The sequence below is a fragment of the Peribacillus aracenensis genome (assembly GCF_025175645.1).
In the GTDB taxonomy this organism is placed as follows: Bacteria; Bacillota; Bacilli; order Bacillales; family DSM-1321; genus Peribacillus; species Peribacillus aracenensis.
The window spans coordinates 23684-46994 of sequence record NZ_JANZMJ010000030.1 but is presented as its reverse complement, the minus strand read 5'-3'; the positions used below and the strand labels follow the sequence as shown (position 1 = coordinate 46994).

General features: G+C 39.9%; 19 protein-coding genes and 1 pseudogene. 15 read left to right on the top strand and 5 right to left on the bottom strand.

The window, feature by feature from the left end; all coding sequences use genetic code 11:
- The first annotated feature begins 7 nt into the window (after positions 1–7).
- From phnX to N0M92_RS22735, 11 genes and pseudogenes are all read left to right on the top strand, one after another.
- The gene (gene phnX, locus N0M92_RS22785; protein WP_260287987.1) at positions 8–838 is read left to right on the top strand and encodes a phosphonoacetaldehyde hydrolase; all 831 of its coding nucleotides are present in this window, start codon (positions 8–10) and stop codon (positions 836–838) included.
- A gap of 173 nt (positions 839–1011) precedes the next feature.
- Entirely contained in the window at positions 1012–2775 is a 1764-nt protein-coding gene (xsc, locus tag N0M92_RS22780; protein ID WP_260287986.1) for a sulfoacetaldehyde acetyltransferase, read from the top strand.
- Positions 2776–2924: 149 nt separating this feature from the next.
- On the top strand, positions 2925–4277 hold the full coding sequence (locus tag N0M92_RS22775) for an aminotransferase (RefSeq protein WP_260288006.1): 1353 nt from the start codon (positions 2925–2927) through the stop codon (positions 4275–4277).
- Between the two features lie 146 nt (positions 4278–4423).
- Positions 4424–5179 carry a PIG-L family deacetylase gene (locus N0M92_RS22770; protein WP_260287985.1) on the top strand — a complete coding sequence of 252 codons (756 nt, stop codon included), beginning with the start codon at positions 4424–4426 and terminating at the stop codon, positions 5177–5179.
- A 38-nt stretch (positions 5180–5217) separates the two neighbouring features.
- Positions 5218–6270, top strand: coding sequence for a YeiH family protein (locus N0M92_RS22765; RefSeq protein WP_260287984.1), 1053 nt, complete (start codon positions 5218–5220; stop codon positions 6268–6270).
- Between the two features lie 269 nt (positions 6271–6539).
- Complete coding sequence (locus N0M92_RS22760; protein ID WP_192204444.1) at positions 6540–7247, top strand: GntR family transcriptional regulator; 708 nt, start codon at positions 6540–6542, stop codon at positions 7245–7247.
- A gap of 591 nt (positions 7248–7838) precedes the next feature.
- Entirely contained in the window at positions 7839–9254 is a 1416-nt protein-coding gene (locus N0M92_RS22755) for a sigma-54 interaction domain-containing protein (protein ID WP_260287983.1), read from the top strand.
- A 441-nt stretch (positions 9255–9695) separates the two neighbouring features.
- Positions 9696–10999 (top strand): annotated as a pseudogene (locus N0M92_RS22750) (CitMHS family transporter).
- 7 nt (positions 11000–11006) lie between these two features.
- Entirely contained in the window at positions 11007–12347 is a 1341-nt protein-coding gene (locus tag N0M92_RS22745) for an acyclic terpene utilization AtuA family protein (RefSeq protein ID WP_311202591.1), read from the top strand.
- Positions 12328–12651, top strand: coding sequence for an AtuA-related protein (locus N0M92_RS22740; protein ID WP_260287982.1), 324 nt, complete (start codon positions 12328–12330; stop codon positions 12649–12651). Before N0M92_RS22745 ends, N0M92_RS22740 begins: the two co-directional genes overlap by 20 nt.
- A 435-nt stretch (positions 12652–13086) precedes the next feature.
- Entirely contained in the window at positions 13087–13239 is a 153-nt protein-coding gene (locus N0M92_RS22735; RefSeq protein ID WP_076368975.1) for a YfhD family protein, read from the top strand.
- A gap of 567 nt (positions 13240–13806) precedes the next feature.
- On the opposite strand, the gene N0M92_RS22730 is transcribed toward N0M92_RS22735, so the two are convergent.
- Complete coding sequence (locus tag N0M92_RS22730; protein ID WP_192204449.1) at positions 13807–14295, bottom strand: divergent PAP2 family protein; 489 nt, start codon at positions 14293–14295, stop codon at positions 13807–13809.
- A 256-nt stretch (positions 14296–14551) separates the two neighbouring features.
- Here N0M92_RS22730 and N0M92_RS22725 point away from each other — a divergent pair, with 256 nt between their 5' ends.
- Together N0M92_RS22725 and N0M92_RS22720 are read left to right on the top strand one after the other, a co-directional pair.
- Complete coding sequence (locus tag N0M92_RS22725; protein WP_260287981.1) at positions 14552–14923, top strand: hypothetical protein; 372 nt, start codon at positions 14552–14554, stop codon at positions 14921–14923.
- A 25-nt stretch (positions 14924–14948) separates the two neighbouring features.
- The gene (locus tag N0M92_RS22720) at positions 14949–16217 is read left to right on the top strand and encodes an erythromycin esterase family protein (RefSeq protein WP_260287980.1); all 1269 of its coding nucleotides are present in this window, start codon (positions 14949–14951) and stop codon (positions 16215–16217) included.
- A gap of 433 nt (positions 16218–16650) precedes the next feature.
- Here N0M92_RS22720 and N0M92_RS22715 read toward each other — a convergent pair whose 3' ends face one another.
- Positions 16651–17091 (bottom strand): GNAT family N-acetyltransferase, encoded by a 441-nt coding sequence (locus tag N0M92_RS22715; protein WP_260287978.1) that lies wholly within the window; start codon positions 17089–17091, stop codon positions 16651–16653.
- Positions 17092–17213: 122 nt separating this feature from the next.
- Between N0M92_RS22715 and N0M92_RS22710 the strand changes: the two genes are divergently transcribed.
- Complete coding sequence (locus tag N0M92_RS22710; RefSeq protein ID WP_260287977.1) at positions 17214–17666, top strand: MarR family winged helix-turn-helix transcriptional regulator; 453 nt, start codon at positions 17214–17216, stop codon at positions 17664–17666.
- Positions 17667–17785: 119 nt separating this feature from the next.
- Here N0M92_RS22710 and N0M92_RS22705 read toward each other — a convergent pair whose 3' ends face one another.
- From N0M92_RS22705 to N0M92_RS22695, 3 genes are read right to left on the bottom strand one after another with little or no spacing between them, the layout of a single operon-like run.
- The gene (locus tag N0M92_RS22705; protein ID WP_260287976.1) at positions 17786–19645 is read right to left on the bottom strand and encodes an ABC transporter ATP-binding protein; all 1860 of its coding nucleotides are present in this window, start codon (positions 19643–19645) and stop codon (positions 17786–17788) included.
- Positions 19642–21366 carry an ABC transporter ATP-binding protein gene (locus N0M92_RS22700; RefSeq protein WP_260287975.1) on the bottom strand — a complete coding sequence of 575 codons (1725 nt, stop codon included), beginning with the start codon at positions 21364–21366 and terminating at the stop codon, positions 19642–19644. The genes N0M92_RS22705 and N0M92_RS22700 overlap by 4 nt, the downstream gene beginning before the upstream one ends.
- Positions 21363–21839, bottom strand: coding sequence for a MarR family winged helix-turn-helix transcriptional regulator (locus N0M92_RS22695; protein ID WP_260287974.1), 477 nt, complete (start codon positions 21837–21839; stop codon positions 21363–21365). Before N0M92_RS22695 ends, N0M92_RS22700 begins: the two co-directional genes overlap by 4 nt.
- Before the next feature lie 470 nt (positions 21840–22309).
- Between N0M92_RS22695 and N0M92_RS22690 the strand changes: the two genes are divergently transcribed.
- The gene (locus N0M92_RS22690; protein WP_260287973.1) at positions 22310–23305 is read left to right on the top strand and encodes a thiamine pyrophosphate-dependent dehydrogenase E1 component subunit alpha; all 996 of its coding nucleotides are present in this window, start codon (positions 22310–22312) and stop codon (positions 23303–23305) included.
- The last annotated feature ends 6 nt before the right edge of the window (positions 23306–23311 follow it).

The following is a 23311-nucleotide window of genomic DNA, read 5'->3' as shown; positions in this document are numbered from 1 at the left end:
ACATAGGTTGGAAAGTCCAAAAGAATGCAAAGAGGTTCAGGCAGTGATCTTTGATTGGGCAGGAACGACGGTGGATTATGGATGTTTTGCGCCGGTCCAAGCATTTGTCGAGATATTCAGGATAAGGGCAATTGATATTACGATTAAGGAAGCAAGGGAACCTATGGGTTTATTGAAAATGGATCATATTATGGAACTCCTGAAAATGAAACGAATCTCCAATTTATGGATTGCTAAATTCGGGAAAGAACCGGACGAAAGAGATCTAAAATCATTGTATAGGGACTTTGAGGATTTGCTTTTTAAAGTTCTCAAGGAAAACGCCAAGCCAATACCAGGCGTAATTGAATTAGTCAGCCGTTTAAGGCAGCAAGGAATAAAAATCGGTTCGACGACAGGGTATACTCGGGAAATGATTGATGTTGTTAAACAAGAGGCGGAAAAATGGGGCTATCAACCAGATTCCATTGTTGCGTCTAACGAGGTGCCTGCGGGAAGGCCTGCTCCTTGGATGTGCTTTAAGACGGCGATGAATCTCGAAGTGTATCCACTCAGCAAAATCGTTAAAGTCGGCGATACGATCAGTGACATCAAAGAAGGCATCTCTGCGGGAATGTGGACTGTTGCCGTATTGAAAGGCGGCAGTGAAATCGGCCTTTCAGAAGCGGAAATCAACGAAATGGACCCATATGAACGGCAAAAACGGATGAAACATGCAGAAAATCGTTTTTGGAATGCAGGAGCTGATTTCGTAATTGATGAAATAGGTGATTTATTGGAAATCATCGATCGGATCAACTACAGATTGACAGAAAAAAAGGATATATTTATTAGTTAAGGAAGATTCAAATACATGATTAATGACTATGATGATTAAAGTTTTTAAATAAATTCAAAATATTCAATTTATTTATTGACTGTTTCATCCATTGGTAGTAATATACATCTTATAACTGGTACGGACGTCGCAACGTCATTATCAGAAATAACTATAATTAAGGAGAATGTGCTATGGTCGAAACAAAAATGTTAAGAGGAACGAAAGTTAAAATGACACCAAGTGAAGCCATCGTTGAGACATTAGTGGCCGAGGGAGTTAAACATATCTCAGGAATTCTGGGATCGGCTTTCATGGATATGCTTGATTTATTGCCAACTGCAGGCATCCGTTTCATTGGTGTCCGCCATGAACAAAGTGCAGCACATATGGAAGATGCCTATTGCCGTGTCTCTGGTGTTGCAGGAGTTGTCATCGGGCAAAACGGACCTGGAATGACGAATATGGTCACCTCTGTTGCAGCGGCCAATCAAGCTCATACTCCAATGGTGGTCATATCACCTTCTGCTGGTACACCAACGGTTGGATGGGATGGATTCCAAGAATGTGATCAGGTTTCCATCTTCAAGGCCATCACTAAGGAAACGGTTAGAGTGACACACCCAGGCCGGGTCGCTGATTGCCTTAGGACAGCATTTCGGATTGCCTATGCCGAAAGGGGACCGGTTTTATTCGATATCCCTCGTGATTACTTCTATGGTGAAGTGGAAGATCAAATACTTCAACCACATCAATATCGCGTAGATGAAAGGGGCTGCGGATCTTCTGCATCTTTGGATAGAGCGGCAGAAATTTTAGCTGAGGCTGAGTATCCTGTCATTATTTCCGGTAGGGGAACGGTTGATTCAGATGGCATCGAGGAAATTAAGAATATTGCAGAATATTTAACAGCTCCGGTGGCTGTCTCCTATATGCATAATGATGCCTTTCCTGCAGATCATCCATTGTCAGTCGGCCCAATCGGTTACATGGGTTCAAAGGCAGCCATGAATACACTAAAGAAAGCGGATGTCATATTGGCGGTGGGTACAAGATTATCGGTTTTTGGAACGTTACCATGCTATGACATCGATTATTTCCCTAAAGATGCACAAATCATCCAAATAGATATTAATCCAAGGCAAATAGCGAGGACACACCCTGTGGAAGTTGGGATCATCGGAGATGCCCGTGAAGCGAGCCATGAAATCCTGAAACGGTTGAAGGCCAGTAATCCTAACCTAAAGCAAGAAAAAAAGCGGATGGTCGAAGTAACAAATGAAAAACAAAAATGGGAAGAAGAATTGGTGAAACTTGCGATGATCGATGGAACCCCGATCAATCCGCGTCGAGCCCTTTTGGAATTGACTAAAGTATTGCCCGAAAATGCTATCGTTACAACAGATATCGGTAATGTATCGTCAACTGCAAACGCTTACTTAAAATTCAATCAGAGCCGCAGGCATATCGCAGCGCTTACATTCGGGAACACGGGATTTGCTTACCCATCTGCACTAGGTGCCAAGTTAGCTGAACCGAACACGCCTGTTTTAGCCATTGTTGGAGATGGCGCGTGGGGCATGAGCTTACATGAAGTGAGTACGGCCGTTGAAGAAAACATACCTGTCATAGCATGTGTGTTCAATAATAATGCATGGTGTGCAGAGAAAAAGAATCAGGTTGATTTTTATAATAATCGTTTTGTAGGGGCGGATATCCAAAATCCTGATTTCGCGGAAGTTGCCCGATCAATGGGTGCTGTTGGTATTAGAGTGGAAAAACCTGAGGAGTTAGGCGCAGTCATTGAAGAAGCAATAAAATCAAATAAACCGACGGTCATAGATATACAAGTGGATGGAACACAATTAGCTCCACCATTTAGAAAAGATGCACTAAAAATGCCTACTAGATTATTAGAAAAATATTCTCATTTAGATCATAAAAACTGGGATAAATAATGGTGTGAAAAGGTGATATGACAAGTGCGATGACTTGATGAAATTTTGGTCATCGCACCATCACCAATTCGCTCTAAAAAGGTCTGTAACAGCATGGGAACTTAACTTAATTGTGTTCAATGAATAATAAGGGGGTTTCAATTGTGAAGATGGAAACTGAAACGAAAGACCTTGTTCAAATGGATAAAGACCATTTATGGCATGCGATGCATCGCTATAATGAGAAGGATGCTCCCATGATGGCTACAGAAGGATCCGGCTCATGGTTCACGGATACTAAAGGTGATAAATATCTAGATGGGGTTTCCGGTTTATGGTGCTTGAACCTGGGTCACGGGCGAAAAGAGATTGCGCAGGCAGCCTATGAACAAATGATTAACTTATCTTATTTCCCTTTGACGTTAAGTCATAAGCCGGCAATCGAATTATCTGCAAAAATAAGTGAACATTTAAAGGGCTCCTATACAACGTTTTTTACGAACAGCGGCTCTGAGGCGAATGAGACAGCTTTTAAAATAGCCAGGCAATATCATTCCCAAAATGGCAATCAGGGTAAATACAAATTCATCTCTAGGTACAGAGCTTATCATGGCAATACTTTTGGCGCGCTAAGCGCAACTGCACAGGCAAATCGGAGAGTGAAATATGATCCTGCGGTTCCAGGTTTCCTGCATGTGCCACCGCCGTACAGTTATCGGAGTCCGTTTGGGGAAAACGTTGAAAATTCCGATTTGCTTGCAGCTGAATATATCGATCAGGTCATTAACTTTGAAGGGGCTGAAACGGTAGCTGGTGTGATTCTTGAACCATTCATCTCTGGTGGCGGGGTCCTTATTCCTTCCAAAGAATACTTAACGAGGGTTTCGGAAATCTGTAAGAAGCATGATGTTCTTTTAATTGTGGATGAAGTGGTTTCAGGTTTTGGAAGAACTGGAAAAATGTTTGGGTTCATGCACTCTGATGGAGTTCAGCCGGATATTGTTACAATGGCAAAGGGTTTGACCAGCGGTTATCTTCCCCTTGGAGCAACGGCGGTGAATTCCAGGATTTACGAGAAATTCAAAGAGAACGGAAATTTAAATCATTTCAGGCATGTGTCAACATATGGAGGGCACCCTGCATCTTGCGCAGTTGCGCTAAAGAACATTGAAATCTTGGAAAATGAAAAAATCGTTCAACGTGTATCTGAGCTTAGTGAATCGACATTAAGTGAGCTCTTTGAACTGAAAGCCTTGGATAAAGTAGGGGAAGTTCGGGGAGTAGGGTTTTTATATGGCATTGAATTAGTGGAAGATAAAAAGACAAAAACGCCTGTTTCCGATGCGTTCATGGGTAAAATAATCGGGGCTTGCAAGGAAAAGGGTCTTATCATCGGCCGTAATGGTGATACAGTTCCTGGATATGGAAACGTATTGATCATTGCACCGCCTTTATCTTCGACTGTTGAAGATCTACGCTTTGTCATAGAAACGGTTAAATCCGTTTTATATGAATTATGCTAATAAAAATAGATGATTGAGCTTTAGGGTCTATATATAGACGAAAAGTGAAGATGGGCATGACATGTCTAACTGTTATGACATCCATGTCCATTTTTTCATGGTGGTTTAACAGGGGGAAAACTGGAAAATCCGAAGTAGGAGGAAATATGCAATCACAACATAGGTTATTGGTGGTTCTTGCACATCCTGATGATGAGTCATTCCTGTGTGGCGGCACCATTGCCAAAATGTCTGAGCGAGGTGTTCATATTACATTACTTTGTGCGACAAAAGGCGAAATGGGCAGGCGAATGGGAAATCCCATCATTACAACAAGGGAGGCATTGCCTGAACTAAGGGTAGAGGAGTTAAAAAGAGCTTGTGAAGAATTGGGGATAAGTGACCTGCGATTTTTAAACGTAAGGGATAAGACGATTGAATTTGAAAGCTTCGATTTATTGGCTGAGAGAATTGTAAAGGTGATTCGTGAAGTTCAACCGGATGCACTAGTAACATTCCACGGGAAATATGGGGGGCATCCAGATCATTGTGCGATAGGCCGTGCTGCCGAATTTGCTTTTCTAAAATCCGGTGATCCCGATTATTATCCAGATTCAGTATTACCAGCTTTTAAGGTTCATAGTCTATACTTTGTCCTTTGGCATGCTTTTTATGATGAATGGATAAAGGAAAACGGGTTGAGAAGTATCACAAGAGTGAATATAGCAGGGACTTTACAGAAAAAAATCCGTGCCTTAAGGTCCCATCGTTCCCAGACCCTGACCGTTTCTGAATTATGGGGGAATCAAAATCCAAGCTTGCCTTATTTAAAGAAATCCGAGTGTTTTATTAAAGGGAATTCACCTACCAATATAGAAGAAACCGATTTTTTTCAAACGATTGAAGGTTGGGATGATCCGTAATTTGGGCTTTAGTTTATCTGGAAAGGAGGAAGGAATGTATGGAATTAGAAAAATATGAGCCACTGGAAGAAACACCGCAAGAGCAGCAAAAATTGCTTCAAAACAGGGTGGTTTTATGGCTGAGCGGTATCGCTTTCACCTTTTTTATTGCCCTCTTAGGCTTGGGGCTGTCCAAGATTGCAGGATTCAATCGAATCGGTCCACTTGCTTGCTCGATCATCATTGCCGTGATTTATCGTCAAATTGCGGGATATCCAGAAAAGTTCCGGACGGGAATTGAATTTTCCGCAAAAAAACTTTTGCGTTTTGCCATTATTTTATACGGGTTGAAATTAAATATCGATGTGATTTTCAATCAGGGTCTGCCATTGTTGGTACGTGACATAGGAACAGTGACTTTTGCAATAGTCGTGATGGTCCTGATTGCAAAGTGGTTTAAGGCAGATGCCTCCATTTCCCTTCTTCTTGCTGTAGGAACCGGAATATGCGGTGCAGCAGCCATCGCGGCAATATCTCCTATCGTGAAAGCAAAGGAAGAAGATACAGCCATAGGCGTCGGGATAATCGCGTTAATGGGAACACTTTTCTCCATTGTTTATACACTTTTACGTCCGGTCCTTCCGCTATCAGCTTTGGATTATGGAATTTGGTCTGGGATAAGTCTTCATGAAATCGCACATGTTGCTTTGGCGGGAGCACCGGCGGGTGAAGATGCGCTAGCGATTGCACTTCTTGCAAAATTGGGCCGTGTCTTTTTACTTATCCCATTATGTTTCATTTTTATGTTTTGGATGAAAAAACGCTCATCCGGGAAAAAGGGCCATGATGCCAAAATTGATTTTCCATGGTTCCTCGTTGGTTTTATAATCATGAGTTTAATAGGAAGTTATGTGTTTGGAACGTATATCACGGTGTCCCCTCTAGTAATGGATGGTATTTCCAAAACGACTACATTTATATTGACAATGGCCATGATCGGTCTTGGACTCAATGTTAGCCTGCAGGCACTGCGGACAAAAGCCATGCGTCCTCTTTTAGCCATGACCATTACTTCTTTGTTGCTTTCGATAATCTCGTACTTTATCGTTTAATAGATAAGCTTTTCTATTTTTGCCCATTAAATATGCCTGAAACGTGATGAAGGTTGCATATAGGATAAGCCCTGAATACATAAAACTATTCAGGTTTTTTTCATCTAAAGAAACGTTTTATTGGAAAAGAAGGAGTGGAAAAATAGTAAAATCCTAATTTAAGGAAAAATCGACCGTCGGCATGTTTGAATATTATAATTATTTGGTTTACAATAATATAAGAACTGATACGAACATTACGATGTCTTTTTCTGTTTGGAGGAAATTTTATGGAGTTAGACTTTAAAAATCCAATCCCTTTACATGCCCAATTGAAAACCATATTGGAAAATCAGATTTTGGAAGGTTATTATAAAGATAAAATCCCGAGTGAAAGGGAACTCATGGATATGTATTCTGTCAGCAGAAGCACTGTACGGGAAGCCGTATCCATTCTGGTTCGTGAGGGGATATTGGAAAAAAGGCATGGGAAGGGAACGTTCGTTTCCCTTAAACCTGTACAAGAATGGCTTAAGATGATAAGTTTTACGGAAACCACTAAAAGCATGGGAATTGAACTACTGGATCATGGCCGTGTAATGACACCTGAAAATATAGCTGATGCAAATGGGTTTGATGATGAATCTTACCATATTAAAAGGCTGCGGTTGCAGGGGGATGTCCCAATAGCCATAGAATTGCATTATTATTCATTGGACCTAGGAAAAAAATTGACGAAATTCGATTTAAGTACAACCGTATTGTATGATGCACTCGAAGGTGATCTAAACATTGACTTTTGTGAAGCGGAACAAATCATAACCTGCGGCTTCCCAACAAAAGAAGATGCAGAACATTTAGGAATAGCCGAAACGATGTGCTTGCTGATTACAGAACGAATGATTTTTGATTCTGATGGTAACTTAGTAGAATATTATAAAGGATTATTCCGATCGGATATGTACTCATTCGCAATGAAAATGTCCCGGAAGAATTGATTTTGCACATAAAGTGACCTAAGCCTTTCTAAGAAGCAGAGAGGCTTAGGTCATTTTCGCTTCTATATCATTGAGTTAGCCGATTTTGAACCGTATTAAAACGCCAGTCAAAACTTTCTATTAAAACCCGATTAGTCATAATAGGATTTACCACCGGGTTCAACGTAGTTTTAGGGTAGAAAAATGGCTGATTTAGTTGAGACAATATTTAAAGTAAATCTATAATAATCAACATACACATTGATTGGATTTTATGATAGGATTGGCTGTTTCATGAAATAACAGCTTCTTCAGTCTTTCAAGACAATCGTCCCCCCAGGCGCTCCAAGTCAAATCCTTAAATGCCTATTTATGCATACTCGTACACTAAGATAAAACGATTCGTAAACATAGGCAGTCAATAAGGTTGCACACAATGATAAGTAGACGCACAACGTCGTTGCAGCGACTAACCTCTCCAGATTTGCCAAGCGACACATAACAACCACAAAGGAAATTACCACGAAAGGGCAGTTTAGAGATAAAATTAAAGAAATGATCCAGGTGAAAAAAGCTGAAATATGGACTATAAGGGTGAAAGGAGTTAATTCCTTGAAAGAGCAATCAAATAATAAAAACAATGCTTCAATTAGTGAAAATAGCATCGGCTGGTGGAAAGCAATTATAGAATCAATCAATGATGGTGTTTTAGTGATTGATCATAATGGGTATGTAAGGATGATCAATCCTGAATATACACGTATTACTGGTGTTACTGCTGAAATCATAGGGAAGCCACTGGTAAAATATCGGCCCGGAGCGCAACTTACAAAAACACTAAAAGATTGTCGGTGTCGTGTTGGAGTCTACCGAAAGACAAAAGACCGAGAATATGTGGTCGATATGGCTCCAATTATTCTCAATGAACAGGTTGTTGGCGCTGTGTCCGTCTGCAAAAGTTTAACTGAAGTTCATAAATTGTCAATTGAACTTCAAAAACAAAATGAGAAAGTCCGGCAGCTTAAAAAGCAGATGAATTCGCTTTATCAAGTAAAATACACTTTTGATGACATCATTGGAAAAGATGGCGGGTTGAAGGACGTTGTGTATGTGGCAAAACGGGTTTCCGATTCCAACTTTCCAATTTTAATTATCGGCGAGAGCGGGACAGGAAAAGAGTTATTCGCACAGGCAATTCATCATAAAAGCCATCGTGGTAATAAGCCTTTTATTCCAGTTAATTGTGCGTCTATTCCACCTTCTTTATTAGAAAGTGAGTTATTCGGTTATGGAGATGGGGCTTTTACCAATGCAAAAAAAGGCGGTAAAATCGGCTTATTTGAAATGGCAGACCAGGGCACGCTTTTTTTGGATGAAATTGGTGATATGTCATATGATCTTCAGGCTAAGTTACTCAGGGTGTTACAAGAAAGTAAGATCAGAAGAGTAGGAGAAACAGAAGAGCGAAATATTGATGTCAGGATTATTGCCGCTACACACCGTGATCTAAAACAGCTTGTAAATAAAAATCATTTTCGCGGAGATTTGTTTTATAGACTTAATGTGATAGGCTTAAAGATAGCACCTCTTCGAGAACGAAGAGAGGATATCCCTGAACTGGTTCATTCATTCCTTCGTTCGTCATTAACTCCATCAGCTAAGGAGGGTTCTATGTACACTATTGACGAACAAGCTTTAAAATTTTTACGGTCATATGAATGGCCTGGCAATGTTCGGGAATTGAGAAATGTGATTGACTATGCAACTTGTATGGCAGAAGGTATGGAGATAAAGATCCAACACCTACCTGATGTATTGATGAAGCTCGAATTGAATCGCTTAGATTCTACTCTAAAACCAAACGGTCAAACACTAAAGGATATAACGGAAGAAGCAGAATCAAAATTCATCCAAGAAATTTTGGGGCAGTTTGGAAATGATATGGAAGGAAGAAAAAAAACCGCAAATTCTCTAGGGGTGTCCTTGGCCACCTTATATAATAAAATAAAAAAATACCGTATTATTTAAAGTGATTTCTAAAGAATTAGAATAATATCCATTGATTTCTAAAAAATTAGAAATCAACCAAGGCTATAGAATTAGGGGATAAAGTAATTTATTTGAGAATCTTCGTGATATTTTCTAAAAAATTAGAATTTGAATCCACTATAAATGAAAGCGCTAGCAACAAAGTGCTTTCTTTTTTTTGTTTTTAAAATTTTTAAATGAGTACTTAAATAACTGATAAATCAGCATTAGAGTGAACAAACACCTAAGAAAATCAAACTGCAATAATAATTTAAATATTACATTCTTTGTTTAGGCATGGTTCTTGCAAAAGTATAGTACACAGCAAAATTCTTATAGAAAGGGCAATGAAATCCTTGGTAAATATGCCTCGTGGGGAAAAAAATTTCATCTGAGCTATGTCAGTAAACATTCAATTTACGACTCATTGGGAGGGATTAGATGTTAGCTATTTTAGGTTTCTTGACAATAGGGGTTTTCCTTTACCTCATTATGACAAAACGTTTATCAGTCTTAATTGCTCTGGTGTTGGTGCCAATCGTTTTCTCTTTGATTGGCGGATTTGGCTTGGGGATAGGAGAAATGATGTTAGCTGGTATCGTAAAGGTTGCTCCTACGGGAATTATGGTGGCTTTTGCTGTTTTATATTTTGGACTGATGATGGACACGGGTTTGTTTGATCCAATCGTATCTAAGATGCTTCTTATCGTGAAAGGAGATCCCTTAAAAGTGGTGGTGGGCACGGCTGTTATCACATTGCTTGTATCCTTGGATGGGGATGGTGCTTCTACTTTTATGATTACTATTTCCGCCCTACTTCCTCTTTATAAGAGATTGAAGATGAACCCTCTCATTTTAGCAGGTGTAGTGGCTTTGGGCGCAGGTGTCATGAATCTTGCACCTTGGGGCGGTCCAACTGCAAGGGCGATGGCAACTTTGAATGTCACTTCTGCTCAACTATTTAATCCTATTTTACCTGCTATGGTTGCAGGTATTCTATGGGTGTTGTTTTCATCCTATTTACTTGGAAAAAGAGAAAGGGAAAGAATAGGGATTATAGATATGGGGGAAAAGGACAACATAGCTTTTCAAGAATTAGCGGCAACGACGTTAGAATTTAAGCGCCCCCAACTTTTTTGGTTCAATCTTATTTTGACACTGATTCTTCTCATCGCTTTAATCAAAGTATGGCTTCCACTTCCTACTTTATTTATTATTGCTTTTGCAATTGCTTTATTGGTGAATTACCCAAACCAAAAACAACAGATGGACGGATCACAAGTCATGCAAACAACGTTGTTATGGTTTCGACCATGATTTTTGCGGCGGGGATTTTTACCGGTATTTTGACCGGAACAAAAATGATTGATGCTATGGCTCTTTCAATGGTGTCGGTTATTCCTGAAGCGATGGCGGGCTACTTACCTATTTTGACAGCTATTACAAGCATGCCTCTAAGTTTAGTTTTTACACCGGATGCTTACTATTTTGGAGTTTTACCTATCATTAGTCAAACCGCTTCTACTTTTGGAATTGATCCCATTGAAGTTGGCCGGGCAGCTATACTGGGGCAAATGACAACCGGCTTCCCATTAAGTCCATTAACAGCCTCTACGTTTATTCTTATAGGAATGACAGGCGTTGATTTAGGGGATCATCAGCGTTTTATTTTTAAATGGGCATTTGGAACAACAATTATCATGACTATCGTAGCCCTGCTTACAGGAGCTATTACTATTATTTGAGGTGATTATGTTGATTAGAATCGGTTCAGGTGCAGGATTTTCAGGTGATCGCTTGGAACCCGCACTACTCCTTGCAGAAAAAGGGAAATTGGATTATCTAGTGTTGGAATGTTTGGCTGAACGGACAATCGCGCTGGCGCACAAGCGAAAAAAAGAGAATTCTTCATTAGGCTATGATCCGCTGCTTGAAAAGCGTATGGAGCTTTTACTTCCAACACTCATTCAAAAGGGTGTGCGGTTAATTACAAATATGGGAGCAGCCAACCCGGTCAGTGGTGCTGAAAAAGTAATTGAAATTGCCCAACGACTAGGTCTTTCTATCAAAGTGGCGGCTGTGACAGGGGATGATGTATCGTCATTCCTGGATATAGATGCACAGTCTATGGAAACAAATAAGCCTCTACATTCATATGGCCCAATTTTATCGGCAAATGCCTATCTTGGTGTGGAAGCTATTTTACCTGCGTTAGAAAAAGAAGCAGACATTATTCTGACAGGGAGAGTGGCGGATCCATCCTTATTTTTAGCGCCAATGGTTCACCACTTCGGCTGGTCGGTTGACGAGACAGATTTGATTGCAAAAGGAACCATTATTGGCCACCTTTTGGAATGCGGTGGTCAAATTGCTGGTGGCTATTACGCAGATCCTGGAAAAAAGGATGTTCCACACTTGGAGAACTTAGGATTTCCGTATGCGGAGGTACGAGCAGACGGTTCTGCCTTGATTACAAAAATTTCAAATACAGGTGGAGTTATCAATCTAATGACGGCGAAAGAACAGCTTTTATATGAAGTCACAAATCCGAACGAATACATTACACCTGATGTAATTGCAGACTTCATGTCAGTAAAGCTTCGAGAGGCAGGTCCGGATAGAATTGAAGTAACAGGAGGGAAAGGAAGGAAACGGCCGGAAACGTTAAAAGTAAGCGTCGGTTACCATGCAGGGTTTATAGGAGAAGGAGAAATTTCATATGCAGGTTCAAATGCATGGGGACGGGCACAACTTGCTGGAGACATTATGAGAACGAGACTTGAGAAGAGTTTTGATGAGTTGCGGATTGATTATATCGGTGTTTCATCCACACACCGGAATACGTTTGGACAATGGAATGAACCATACGAAGTCCGACTAAGGGTCGCAGCTAAAGCACAAAGTCTAAGCGAAGCCGCTAAAATTGGTGAAGAGGTTGAATCACTTTACACAAACGGGCCAGCTGGTGGAGGAGGGGCAAGAAAGTATACACACGAAGTTTTAGGAATTGTTTCTTCTCTACTTCCTCGTGAAGAAATTGAAGTGAATGTTGTAATAAAGGAGAGTGTACTGCATGAAGAGAAAACTATATGAGCTTGCCCACAGTCGCGCCGGTGATAAAGGGAATATTTTAATGCTTTCGCTTATTCCATATCATGAAAAAGACTATTCCCTTTTATGCAAAGAAGTAACAATAAAGAGAGTAAAACAACATTTTAAGGACATTGTTGATGGTGAAATTTTTCGATATGAGGTTCCAAATATCGCTGCACTTCAGTTCGTTTGCCATCAAGCTTTGCTTGGCGGAGTTACAACTTCACTCGGTATGGATACGCATGGGAAAAGTTTGAGTTACGCCTTATTGGAGATGGAAATAGAGGTACAAGAAGCGTTATAGGAGGGGAAAAAAAATAAGAAAATTTATAAATGGTATCAGACGTTATATCATCTGATTGTCCTCTTATTTTTTGATTTTCTGGAACAAGTAAAAAAGGAAACCAAAGATGAAGCGTACACAGAACTTGACAAGAAATTTAAAGAGCTTACGAAACAAATAAATGAACTTTTGTGACGAATAGACTGTAGTTATTTTGTAAATCTTGCCTGAATCTTTAAAATGATGTGAAGTAGAGGTAGTGTAGTTTGAAGACAATCTGCATCAAAGAAAAGGATTTCTTATTCAACACTCAGGTGCGTTAAGTGGTATAAGAAGGAGCTGTTCCAAAAAACTGTTCTTAAGATAAAAATGTTCGTTCATGAGCAAATCTAAAGATATATAAATGTGGTTCTTAGCCATACTAATAAAGATTAAAATTCGTTAGGAGGCAATATAATGGGAAGATCAAACAATCATAAACCATCTAGCAGCAAAAAGGCGTTACCTCAAACTCCCGAAAACTTAAAAATAGAACCGGATCGTGTTGATGAAGAGTTTTCTCGTGAGCTAGGTGAAAGTGGAAAAATAAGAGCTACAAGACCTAAATGAAACAAAAAAAGTAAAAGATACGGATTGATTTTTACACCCCTTTTTAAATGTAAGTAAAACAAAAAAATCGCGCTGTTTTTTTATTTTCTTATAGAATCAAAGGTGTGTTAGTGAAACAATAATCGCAGAACGGAAGTGGTTTGGCGAAAAAACTTTGCAAGCTTACTTAAGAGATCGATTTTATCGTTAATGAAAAAAGGATCTTCAATGTGGAGATCCTTTAATGCTGTTTCTTCAACTAAAGTTAATCTTAGTCGAAGAAACAGTGTCACTTTAATAAATATCAATAGTACACCTATGAGGAGATACGAATAAACGGGTCATCTTAAGACAACTAAGTTGAAACTTCTATATGGTAAACAGAATAAATTATTAGTCTTGTCTATGTTAATAACATAGACATATTTTGATTGTAATTTTTTCTGGATGTATAAGATAAACACCTTACTGAGATGTTTTTTTAGATATTTTCATGTTGAAAATATCTATATATATGTTGATCTTCTTTACCTTGTTCCTTACATACCTTACTTCAAGATCTGGAATATCAAAGCATGCACGACGTAATCAGCCTTTGATTCTAGAGGGCTTGCCATCCTCCAATTTAGCCGAAATAAGCCCAAGTACCACTCCAAGCAACGCACCTGCTCCAACTTCCACAGGCTGATGTCCGAGCAGTTCATTCAGTTCTTTCTCACGCTCCACATACTCAAAGCTCGGAAACTCTCCCGAAAATTTCGCCATATTATCTTCAAGATCATTCACAAGCTTGGCAATTTCCCCTGTATGGCGCCTAATCCCTTGAGCATCATACATCACAATCACGCCAAACACTGTGGCAAGTGCTGTTTCCGTATGCAGCCAGCCTTTATTCGCTGCCACATATGATGCCAGTGCGGCCACGCCGGCGGAGTGCGAACTAGGCATTCCACCTGTTGTGAAAGCCTGCTTCAAGTCCCACTTTCCCGTCAGCTTATAATGCGTAAAAATTTTCAGCCCTTGCGCAATCCCGATTGCTGACAGCGCCGTTAAAATTCCCCGATTCATCTTTTCCATGAGCAACTCCTCCACTCCAGACCAGTCCAACCCAATCCAGGATATTATCTTCCCTCTTTTGATACCCCAATAATAATTTTTATATGCAGCAGTCCCATGATTACCGGCTGTTATTAAAGGTCAAGCTTCATGTATATAATGACCCTTTTTTTCAGTGTCCGTGTTCGACTATTTCATAATAATTATTTATAGGATGGGTACTTTAAGGAAAATATATAACGGAAGGTTATTAACATGGTGTTAAGGTGGCAATGGAATGAACAAGGTCAAGGATATTAATCCTGAAGAGCAAAAAAAAATCATGAAGGTAACCGAGCGAATGTCTTTCACAAAAAACTTCAGATCAGCTACTGCTGAAGAATGGTTTGTTTTCATTCCCGGCTTTAATGATCCAGTTACTGAAGGAGCTGCTGGAAAGGCTATAGTTCACTACAATCTATATGGAAACAAAGATATGTTCATTAACACGACGGTCATTCTGGATGATCCTGTTCTATTTGAGGTGGAAAATTTTCAGCTGGTATATTCTATTTGTGATGAACTTATAAATCGTCTAGTGGGGTACGCTGATACTTTACTGTCCGTACACGCAGGTTCAAATTCTTACAATGCTGAGTACAAACGCTAATGGTCGAGGACAAGGGGGAAAAACAGTGCATCATAATCTGGTTCAGTCAATAATCGAACAATCAGTCATGCTTAAAAGTGAAGCAGATTGGGATAAGCTCGTTCAACAAGTTAAAAATTCAAAATTTGTATTGCTAGGTGAGGCATCGCATGGAACATCCGAGTTTTACACGGCCAGAGTTGAAATAACAAAAAAACTGATTCAAGAAAAAGGGTTCACCTTTGTAGCCGTTGAAGGCGATTGGCCCGCATGCCAGGCAATCAATAGGTATGTTAAAGGCTATGACCAAGTATTTAATTCGGCGAGGGATGTGCTTAAGATTTTTGACCGCTGGCCGACCTGGATGTGGGCAAACGAGGAAATGATCGACCTGATTGAATGGATGAAAGAATACAATGAGTCTGGACAAAATCAAACGAAAGTTGGATTTTATGGGATAGATATTTACAGTCTTTGGGAATCTATGGATGAAGTTATCCATTACTTAAAACAAATTGATTCACCTGACCTCGAGGCTGCAAGACGGGCGTTCACATGTTTTGAACCATTCAATCGGAATAATGAAGAGTACGCAGTTTCCGCAGGCATTTTTTCAGAAGACTGTATAGAGGAAGTAGCTAAATTATTGACAACTATTCAACGGAAAAAAGAAAAATACCCAAATCATGAAGAATTGAATTTGAACCTTCAAGTGAATGCATTAGTAACGTATAATGCAGAAAATTATTACAGGACAATGGTTGTTCATGATGATAAATCATGGAATATCCGAGATATGCATATGGTGGATGCGCTAAATGAAATAATGGATTTTTACGGTTCAAAAGGCAAGGCGATTGTATGGGAACATAATACCCATGTTGGCGATGCCAGCGCTACTGATATGAGAGATTCCGGGATGATTAACGTAGGGCAGGTCATTCGTGAACAAAACCCAGCTGAAGATGTATTTATCACAGGTTTCGGAACCTATACGGGAACTGTCATTGCAGCAGATGAGTGGGGTGTGGATCTTGAAATAAAAACAGTACCCCCTGCATTGAATGGAAGTTGGGAGGAGGCTATGCACCTTTCGGGGGCTTATGATAAGTTGCTCATTTTCACCGATGAAAATCGGCAGCTATTCCAAGATAGGATTGGACATCGGGCGATTGGAGTTGTATACAGACCGGAATATGAACAATATGGAAACTATGTACCTTCTGTAATGTCAGAAAGATATGATGCTTTTATTTACATGGATGAAACTCAGGCACTTCACCCGCTTGTTCATGAAACAGCACCCGTTGTGTAATAAATTTCAAGCCCTTAATAACATTTCAGGTTATTAAGGGCTTGTTCGTGCTTATTCCTATTGACCAATGTTGGAGTGTTAAAAAATAGTCCTCGCCAAAATGAAAAATATCACTGCCCCAATGACTGTGAAAGTCGCAGAACTTTTGCTGCTGAATATAAATCTGATCCTTGCAGGAAGAGTCAAAAGAATGTTTAACTTTTGTAAAACAATACCAAGACCTGTTAGTAAAGCAGGTAGTAGACCCATAAATTCTGGTTTTTTCCTTTTTAAAAAGCGAATTTAAAAGTATCGTGTGGGAAAAATCGACCAAAAGAGCATCAAATGGTGATGATGTTCCAAGGTCTGATTGTATCGGTAAAGAACAACCTAAGATTAATAGTATGATCCCATCAAATACAGGGTAATGTTTGTTTACTCACATTTAATACACTTATTCATTCATTAATTCTTTTATCATTAAAAGATGTGGACCGCCATCTTCCATAAAGACATCGGATGAAGTCTGATAGCCGAGTTTTTTATAAAAACCCTCTGCCTGTGTTTGTCCATGTAATTTAACCTTGGATAGTTCCTTTTCCTTTGCAATCTCTTCTAACGTTTTAATTATTATTTTTCCAAGGCCAAATTTTCGGTAAGGCTCCAAGATGCAAATCCTCTCCAATTTACCTAAACCATCAACAACTCTCAACCTCCCAGTTCCGACTGGTTTTTCATTATAATAAACTAATATGTGTTCAGAAGAAGCATGAAGTGCATCAAATTCATCAAATTCAGTTTCTAATTGGAAACCCTGTTCCTCAACAAATACTTCTTTTCTGATCTGAAAGGCTATTTTTAAATCATTTTCTGTAGTAATTCTTTTTGATTCCAATGTTCTTCATTCCTTTTCTAGATTTATGTAATAAGACAAGTCATAATAAATGTATATCCTTTTTTAGTATAAACGAAATTATTTTTGTTGTAAATACAACAAAAAAGTTAGGGGCACTTTGAATGAAAGAAATACTCCGTGAAATTGGAATGATAGCAAGGGCATTGGACTCTATAAGTAATATTGAATTTAAAGAATTTGACCTTACAAAAGGGCAATATTTGTATCTTGTCCGAATATGTGAAAATCCAGGAATCATTCAGGAAAAGTTAGCAGAAATGATAAAGGTTGACCGAACGACAGCGGCTCGTGCCATTAAAAAGCTTGAAATTCAAGGTTTTATTGAAAAGAAAAATGATGAGGGCAACAAAAAAATTAAAAAGCTATATGCTACTGATAAAGGTGAAAAGGTCTATCCCTTTTTGAAAAAAGAAGGAGAGTATACCGACAAGATTGCATTATCTGGATTTTCTTTGGAGGAAACGGAAACGATGTTGCATCATCTTCAAAGGGTCAGAAAAAATATTGAGGTAGATTGGGAATTTGTGAAAAAGGGTAATAAAAGGGGATATTGATGCAGCTTATAAGTTATCCCTGACTCATGGATGTCTAATTGGTTAGCATCAACGGAAAGGTTGTTGATAGATTTATAAAGAGAGGCTCAATTCCGATTGGTAATTGAGCCTCGTTCTTATTATCCAGCTGCATTTTCAGTAAACTGACTATTGTAAAGATCTGCGTAGAAACCATTCACCCTTAAAAGGTCAGAATGGGTTCCCTTCTCTATCACTTTTCCTTGATCCATAACAAGAATCAAATCTGCATCCTTAATCGTTGAGAGACGATGGGCAATGACAAAGCTCGTTCTTCCTTCCATCAGTCGGTTCATGGCTTTTTGGATAAAGACTTCGGTCCGCGTGTCCACACTAGACGTCGCTTCATCCAATATCATGATTGGTGGATCTGCTAGAACAGCTCGGGCGATTGTCAAAAGCTGCTTTTGGCCTTGTGAGATGTTCGAAGCTTCTTCGTTTAAGACTGTCTCATAACCATCTGGCAGTGTCCGAATGAAATGGTCGGCATGTGCCGTACGAGCAGCTGCGAAAATTTCTTCATCAGTTGCTCCATTTTTGCCATAAGCGATATTTTCTTTAATCGTGCCATTAAAGAGCCAAGTATCTTGAAGAACCATACCAAAGCTCTTTCGAAGATCACTACGGGACATACTCCGTGTATCAAGACCATCGATAGTAATCTTTCCGCCATTGAGTTCGTAAAATCTCATCAAGAGATTTATCATGGTCGTTTTTCCAGCACCAGTCGGTCCGACAATTGCGACCGTCTGTCCAGACAAGACATCGATGTTCATATCTTCAATTAACATTTCTTCCCCATATCCAAAGTCCACATGTTCGAAAGAGACAGCACCGTTTGCCCTTTTTATGTGAGCTGTGGTTTGTTCTTTCATTTCCTCTTCTTCATCAAGTAGTTCAAAAACACGCTCAGCTGCTGCAACCGTTGACTGAATAATGTTTGCGATGTTAGCCGTTTGTGTGATTGGCTGGGTGAATTGCTTTGAATAAGTGATGAATGCTTGAATATCACCAATTGAAATCGAACGTTGCGTTACCAATATTCCTCCGACAACACTGATGAGGACATAGCTCAAATTTCCGATAAAGAACATTAGGGGCATGATGATACCAGATATAAACTGTGCTCTGCTTGCCGCTTTATACAATTCTTCATTAACCGCAGTAAACTGGGCACTCGCCTTTTTTTCATGTCCGAAGGCTTTAACGACTTGATGGCCGGTATACATCTCTTCAATGTGCCCATTTAATTGTCCGAGTTTACGTTGTTGATCGGCAAAGTGCTTTTGGGATTTTTTTAAAATAGGCCGGATTGCAAATATTGATAAAGGTAAGCTGACTATCGAGATTAATGTCAATAACGGGCTAATTGAAAGCATCATGATGATAATCCCCAAAATCGTTACGATTGATGTGATGAACTGCGTTAAGCTTTGCTGAAGAGTGCTCCCGATTGTATCAATATCATTTGTCATTCGGCTAAGTGTTTCTCCGTTTGGACGTCCTTCAAAATATTTGAGTGGAAGTTTCTCGAGTTTTTCGTTAACATCTTCTCGAAGATCATATACCGTATCTTGTGCAACACTTGACATAATGTATTGTTGTACATAGTTGAAAAGGCTGCTTAAGACATACAGTCCAGCAAGGAGTAGGAGGATATGGCCAATTTTATCAAAGTTAATGGCTGCTCCTGGTACTCCTTGGAATTTCCCGTATGCTCCTTCGAATAATTCCGTAATTGCCGTTCCCATGATTTTTGGTCCGACAATCATAAAAATCGTACTCATGATTGCAGCAAAGAACACGGCAATCAATTTGTTGCGCCGAGGTTTTAAATAGGTCAAAAGACGTCTAAGTGTTCCTTTAAAATCTTTTGCTTTTTGACCCATCATCATCATGTTACCGCCACCAGGACCATGCCCAACATGACCGCCTCTTTGAGGTTTTTTTTGATTACTCATGCAATTTCCTCCTCCGTGAGCTGTGATAAGGCGATTTCACGGTATATGTCGTTTGTACTTAGCAACTCTTGGTGTGTTCCCATACCTACAATGTGTCCTTCGTCTAACACAATGATTCGATCAGCGTCAACCACCGTACTGACACGCTGGGCAACGAGTAGTACCGTCGAATTTTTCGTTTCATCTTTCAAGGCTGCGCGAAGGTTGGCATCCGTCTTGAAGTCAAGTGCAGAAAAACTATCATCGAATATATAAATATCGGGTTTCCGAATGAGTGCCCGCGCAATCGAAAGCCGCTGTTTTTGCCCGCCTGATAGGTTTGAACCGCCTTGTTCGATTTCTGCCTGATAGCCGTCTTTCATGTTGCTGATAAAATCTTCCGCTTGCGCGATCCGAGCAGCATGCTCAACTTCTTCTTGTGTGGCTGTTTGTTTTCCAAAGCGAATGTTTTCAGCAATCGTACCTGTAAAGAGGACGGCCTTTTGTGGTACAAAGCTAATTTTTGAACGAACTTCTTCTTGTGATGACTGACGAATATCAACACCATTGACGCGAATCGTTCCACTTGAAATATCATAGAAGCGAGGGATCAAATTGACGAGCGTTGTTTTCCCTGAGCCTGTTCCGCCGATTATTGCGGTGATTTCACCAGGACTTGCAGAAAAACTAATATCCGATAATGCAGGTTCTTCTGCTCCTGGGTAACTGAACGTCACATGATCAAATTCAATTGTACCGTGTTCACGATCTGCCTTTTCTGTCCCCTCATCCAGGAATGAAGGTTTCATGTCAAGGACTTCGTTTATCCTTGTTGCCGACACGGCCGCTCGTGGAATCATAACGAACATCATGGATGCCATAACGAGAGCGAACATAATTTGCATAACATATTGGATAAATGCCATTAAGTCCCCGATCTGCATATCGCCGTTATCAATACGAACTCCACCAAACCAAATGATGCCAACAACCGTCAAGTTCATTACAAGCATCATTACAGGCATCATGAAGGCCATGATTTTATTGACTTTGATCGAGACATCCGTCAATTCTTTATTCGCTTTCTTTAGGCGTTCTTTCTCTTGTGTTTCACGATTGAAGGCTCGAATGACGCGAATGCCAGTTAAATTTTCTCGTAATACAAGGTTCAACCGGTCTAATCGTTTTTGCACTGTTTGAAAGAGCGGTACACCTTTATATAGAATAAGCAAAATCGAGCCAATCAATAAAGGCATTGTGACAACAATGACAAGCGATAATTTTGCATCCATGGATACAGCCATGATCACTCCGCCGATTAACATGATAGGTGCACTGATAACCATACGAAGCATCATGATAACCACTTGCTGGACTTGCGTTATATCATTGGTCGTCCGTGTGATCAATGACGCCGTACCGACTTCATCAAATTCTTGTAACGAAAATTTTTCAACATGATCAAAGACTCTCAGGCGGAGATCGCGTCCCATTCCCATTGCCGCTTTGGACGAATAGTAACTTGCGATTATGGATGCACAAGCGCCAAGTGCGGAAACCAACAGCATCAAACCACCGATTTTCCAAATGTAGGGAGTGTCTCCTCGGACGACGCCTTTGTCAATAATATCAGCCATTAGTGTAGGCAAAAAAAGGTCCGACATGGATTGAATAAAAACCAGACCGATAACTGCTGAAATAATCCACTTATAAACGGATAAATGTTTCAGTATTTTCATCATTTTGAACACTCTCCCTGTTCGGTAGCTTGTGCTTCTAAAAAGTTTGAAATTTGAAGATTCGTTTCTAGCAGCTCTTCAAACTGTTTTTCGGAAAGCATCTCAATGGCCGTTTGAAAGACTTGGTGAATGCTTCCTTCGTGAAAATGAATCGTTTTTAATAAATTTTTCCCCTGATCGGTGATTGACAACTGAATCTCACGCCGGTTGCCCTCCACATGCTCACGATGGAGCATGCCTGACCGTACGAGACCATCGACCGCTTGGCTCAAGGTGCTTTTTGGAAGAAATGTTTTCTCCCCGACATTTTTTTGAGTGGTCTCTTTGTAAAGGGTAATGGTCATCAAAATGGAATATTGAGGAACTGTTAATCCATTTTCTGCGGCTGTCTTTTGAACGAACCGCATAATATTTTTCTGCACGTTCCAAAATGAACGCAATAGTTGTACGGAACGCATTTGTTTTTCATTCTCCACTCAACATCACCATTCTTTCTGTTTTGAACTGTTCCATTTTGAACATTTAATTTTATGAATCATTTTAATTTACAACTATTTTTCCGCTCAGTCAACAAAAAAGACGATCAAATAATTTCGGTGTTTACCTAGACTTTGGTCGTACATTAAACCCCAGTAAAAATCTGAGTGGTCTTGGCGATTCATCAGTGTTTTCGCGTGAAAACACCCGCTTATTCATGTACTTGATTCAAAAGACATCAAAATGTCCTTTTAACAGAGTGAAATTAGTTGGAAATTTGAGATAAAAAGTGGTAGGATAATATTGCATTGAGTTAGTACCAGGTAATAATACTAGATGATAACGCATTTGAGGGTATTATATGGCAAGCATGCATACATAAATGAGATTTTTCTTCCTTAGATAAATAACCGGATTTAAGTTTGTATTAAAAGAAAAATGTTTTGATTTTTAGGAGGGATGATGATATATGGTTGAAAACCGTCATCTACAGGCAGGTCTAAGTGATGAGCAGGTGCTTGAGATGTATAGGATAATGTTATTGGCAAGACGAATAGATGAAAGGATGTGGCTGTTGAACAGATCTGGAAAAATTCCTTTTGTCGTTTCTTGTCAAGGGCAGGAAGCAGCTCAAGTGGGAGCTGCATTTGCATTGAACCGTGAAAAGGATTATGTCCTTCCTTATTACCGGGATCTCGGTGTGGTTCTTGCGTTTGGGATGACCGCAAGGGATTTAATGTTATCCAGTTTTGCAAAAGCAGAAGATCCAAATTCGGGCGGGCGTCAAATGCCTGGGCATTTTGGGCAAAAAAAGAATCGCATCGTGACGGGATCTTCGCCAGTTACCACCCAAGTGCCACATGCAGTGGGGATTGCTCTCGCTGGAAAAATGGAAGGAAAAGATATTGTTTCATTCGTTACATTCGGAGAGGGTTCATCTAACCAAGGCGATTTCCATGAAGGAGCGAATTTCGCAGGTGTACATAAACTTCCGGTTATCTTGATGTGCGAGAATAATCAGTATGCCATTTCCGTACCGATTGAAAAGCAATTGGCTTGCGGGAAAGTGTCAGACCGGGCCATCGGTTATGGCATGCCAGGGGTGACAGTCGATGGAAATGACCCGATCGAAGTATACCGGGTGGTGAAAGAAGCGGCCGAGAGAGGCAGGCGTGGTGAAGGACCAAGCTTAATCGAAACGGTATCATACAGGCTAACGCCACACTCAAGCGATGATGATGATAGTCAATACAGGTCGCCTGATGAAGTGTCGGAGGCCAAAAAAATAGATTCGATCATCACTTTCGGTGCCTATTTAAAAGAAGCTGGAATCATGGATGATCAAATAGAGAAACAAATGAACGAGGAAATAATGGAAGTTGTGAACGAAGCGACGGATTATGCGGAAAATGCTCCATTTGCAAATGAAGACACGCTCTCAAATTACGTTTACGCAGGTAAGTAAGGAGGA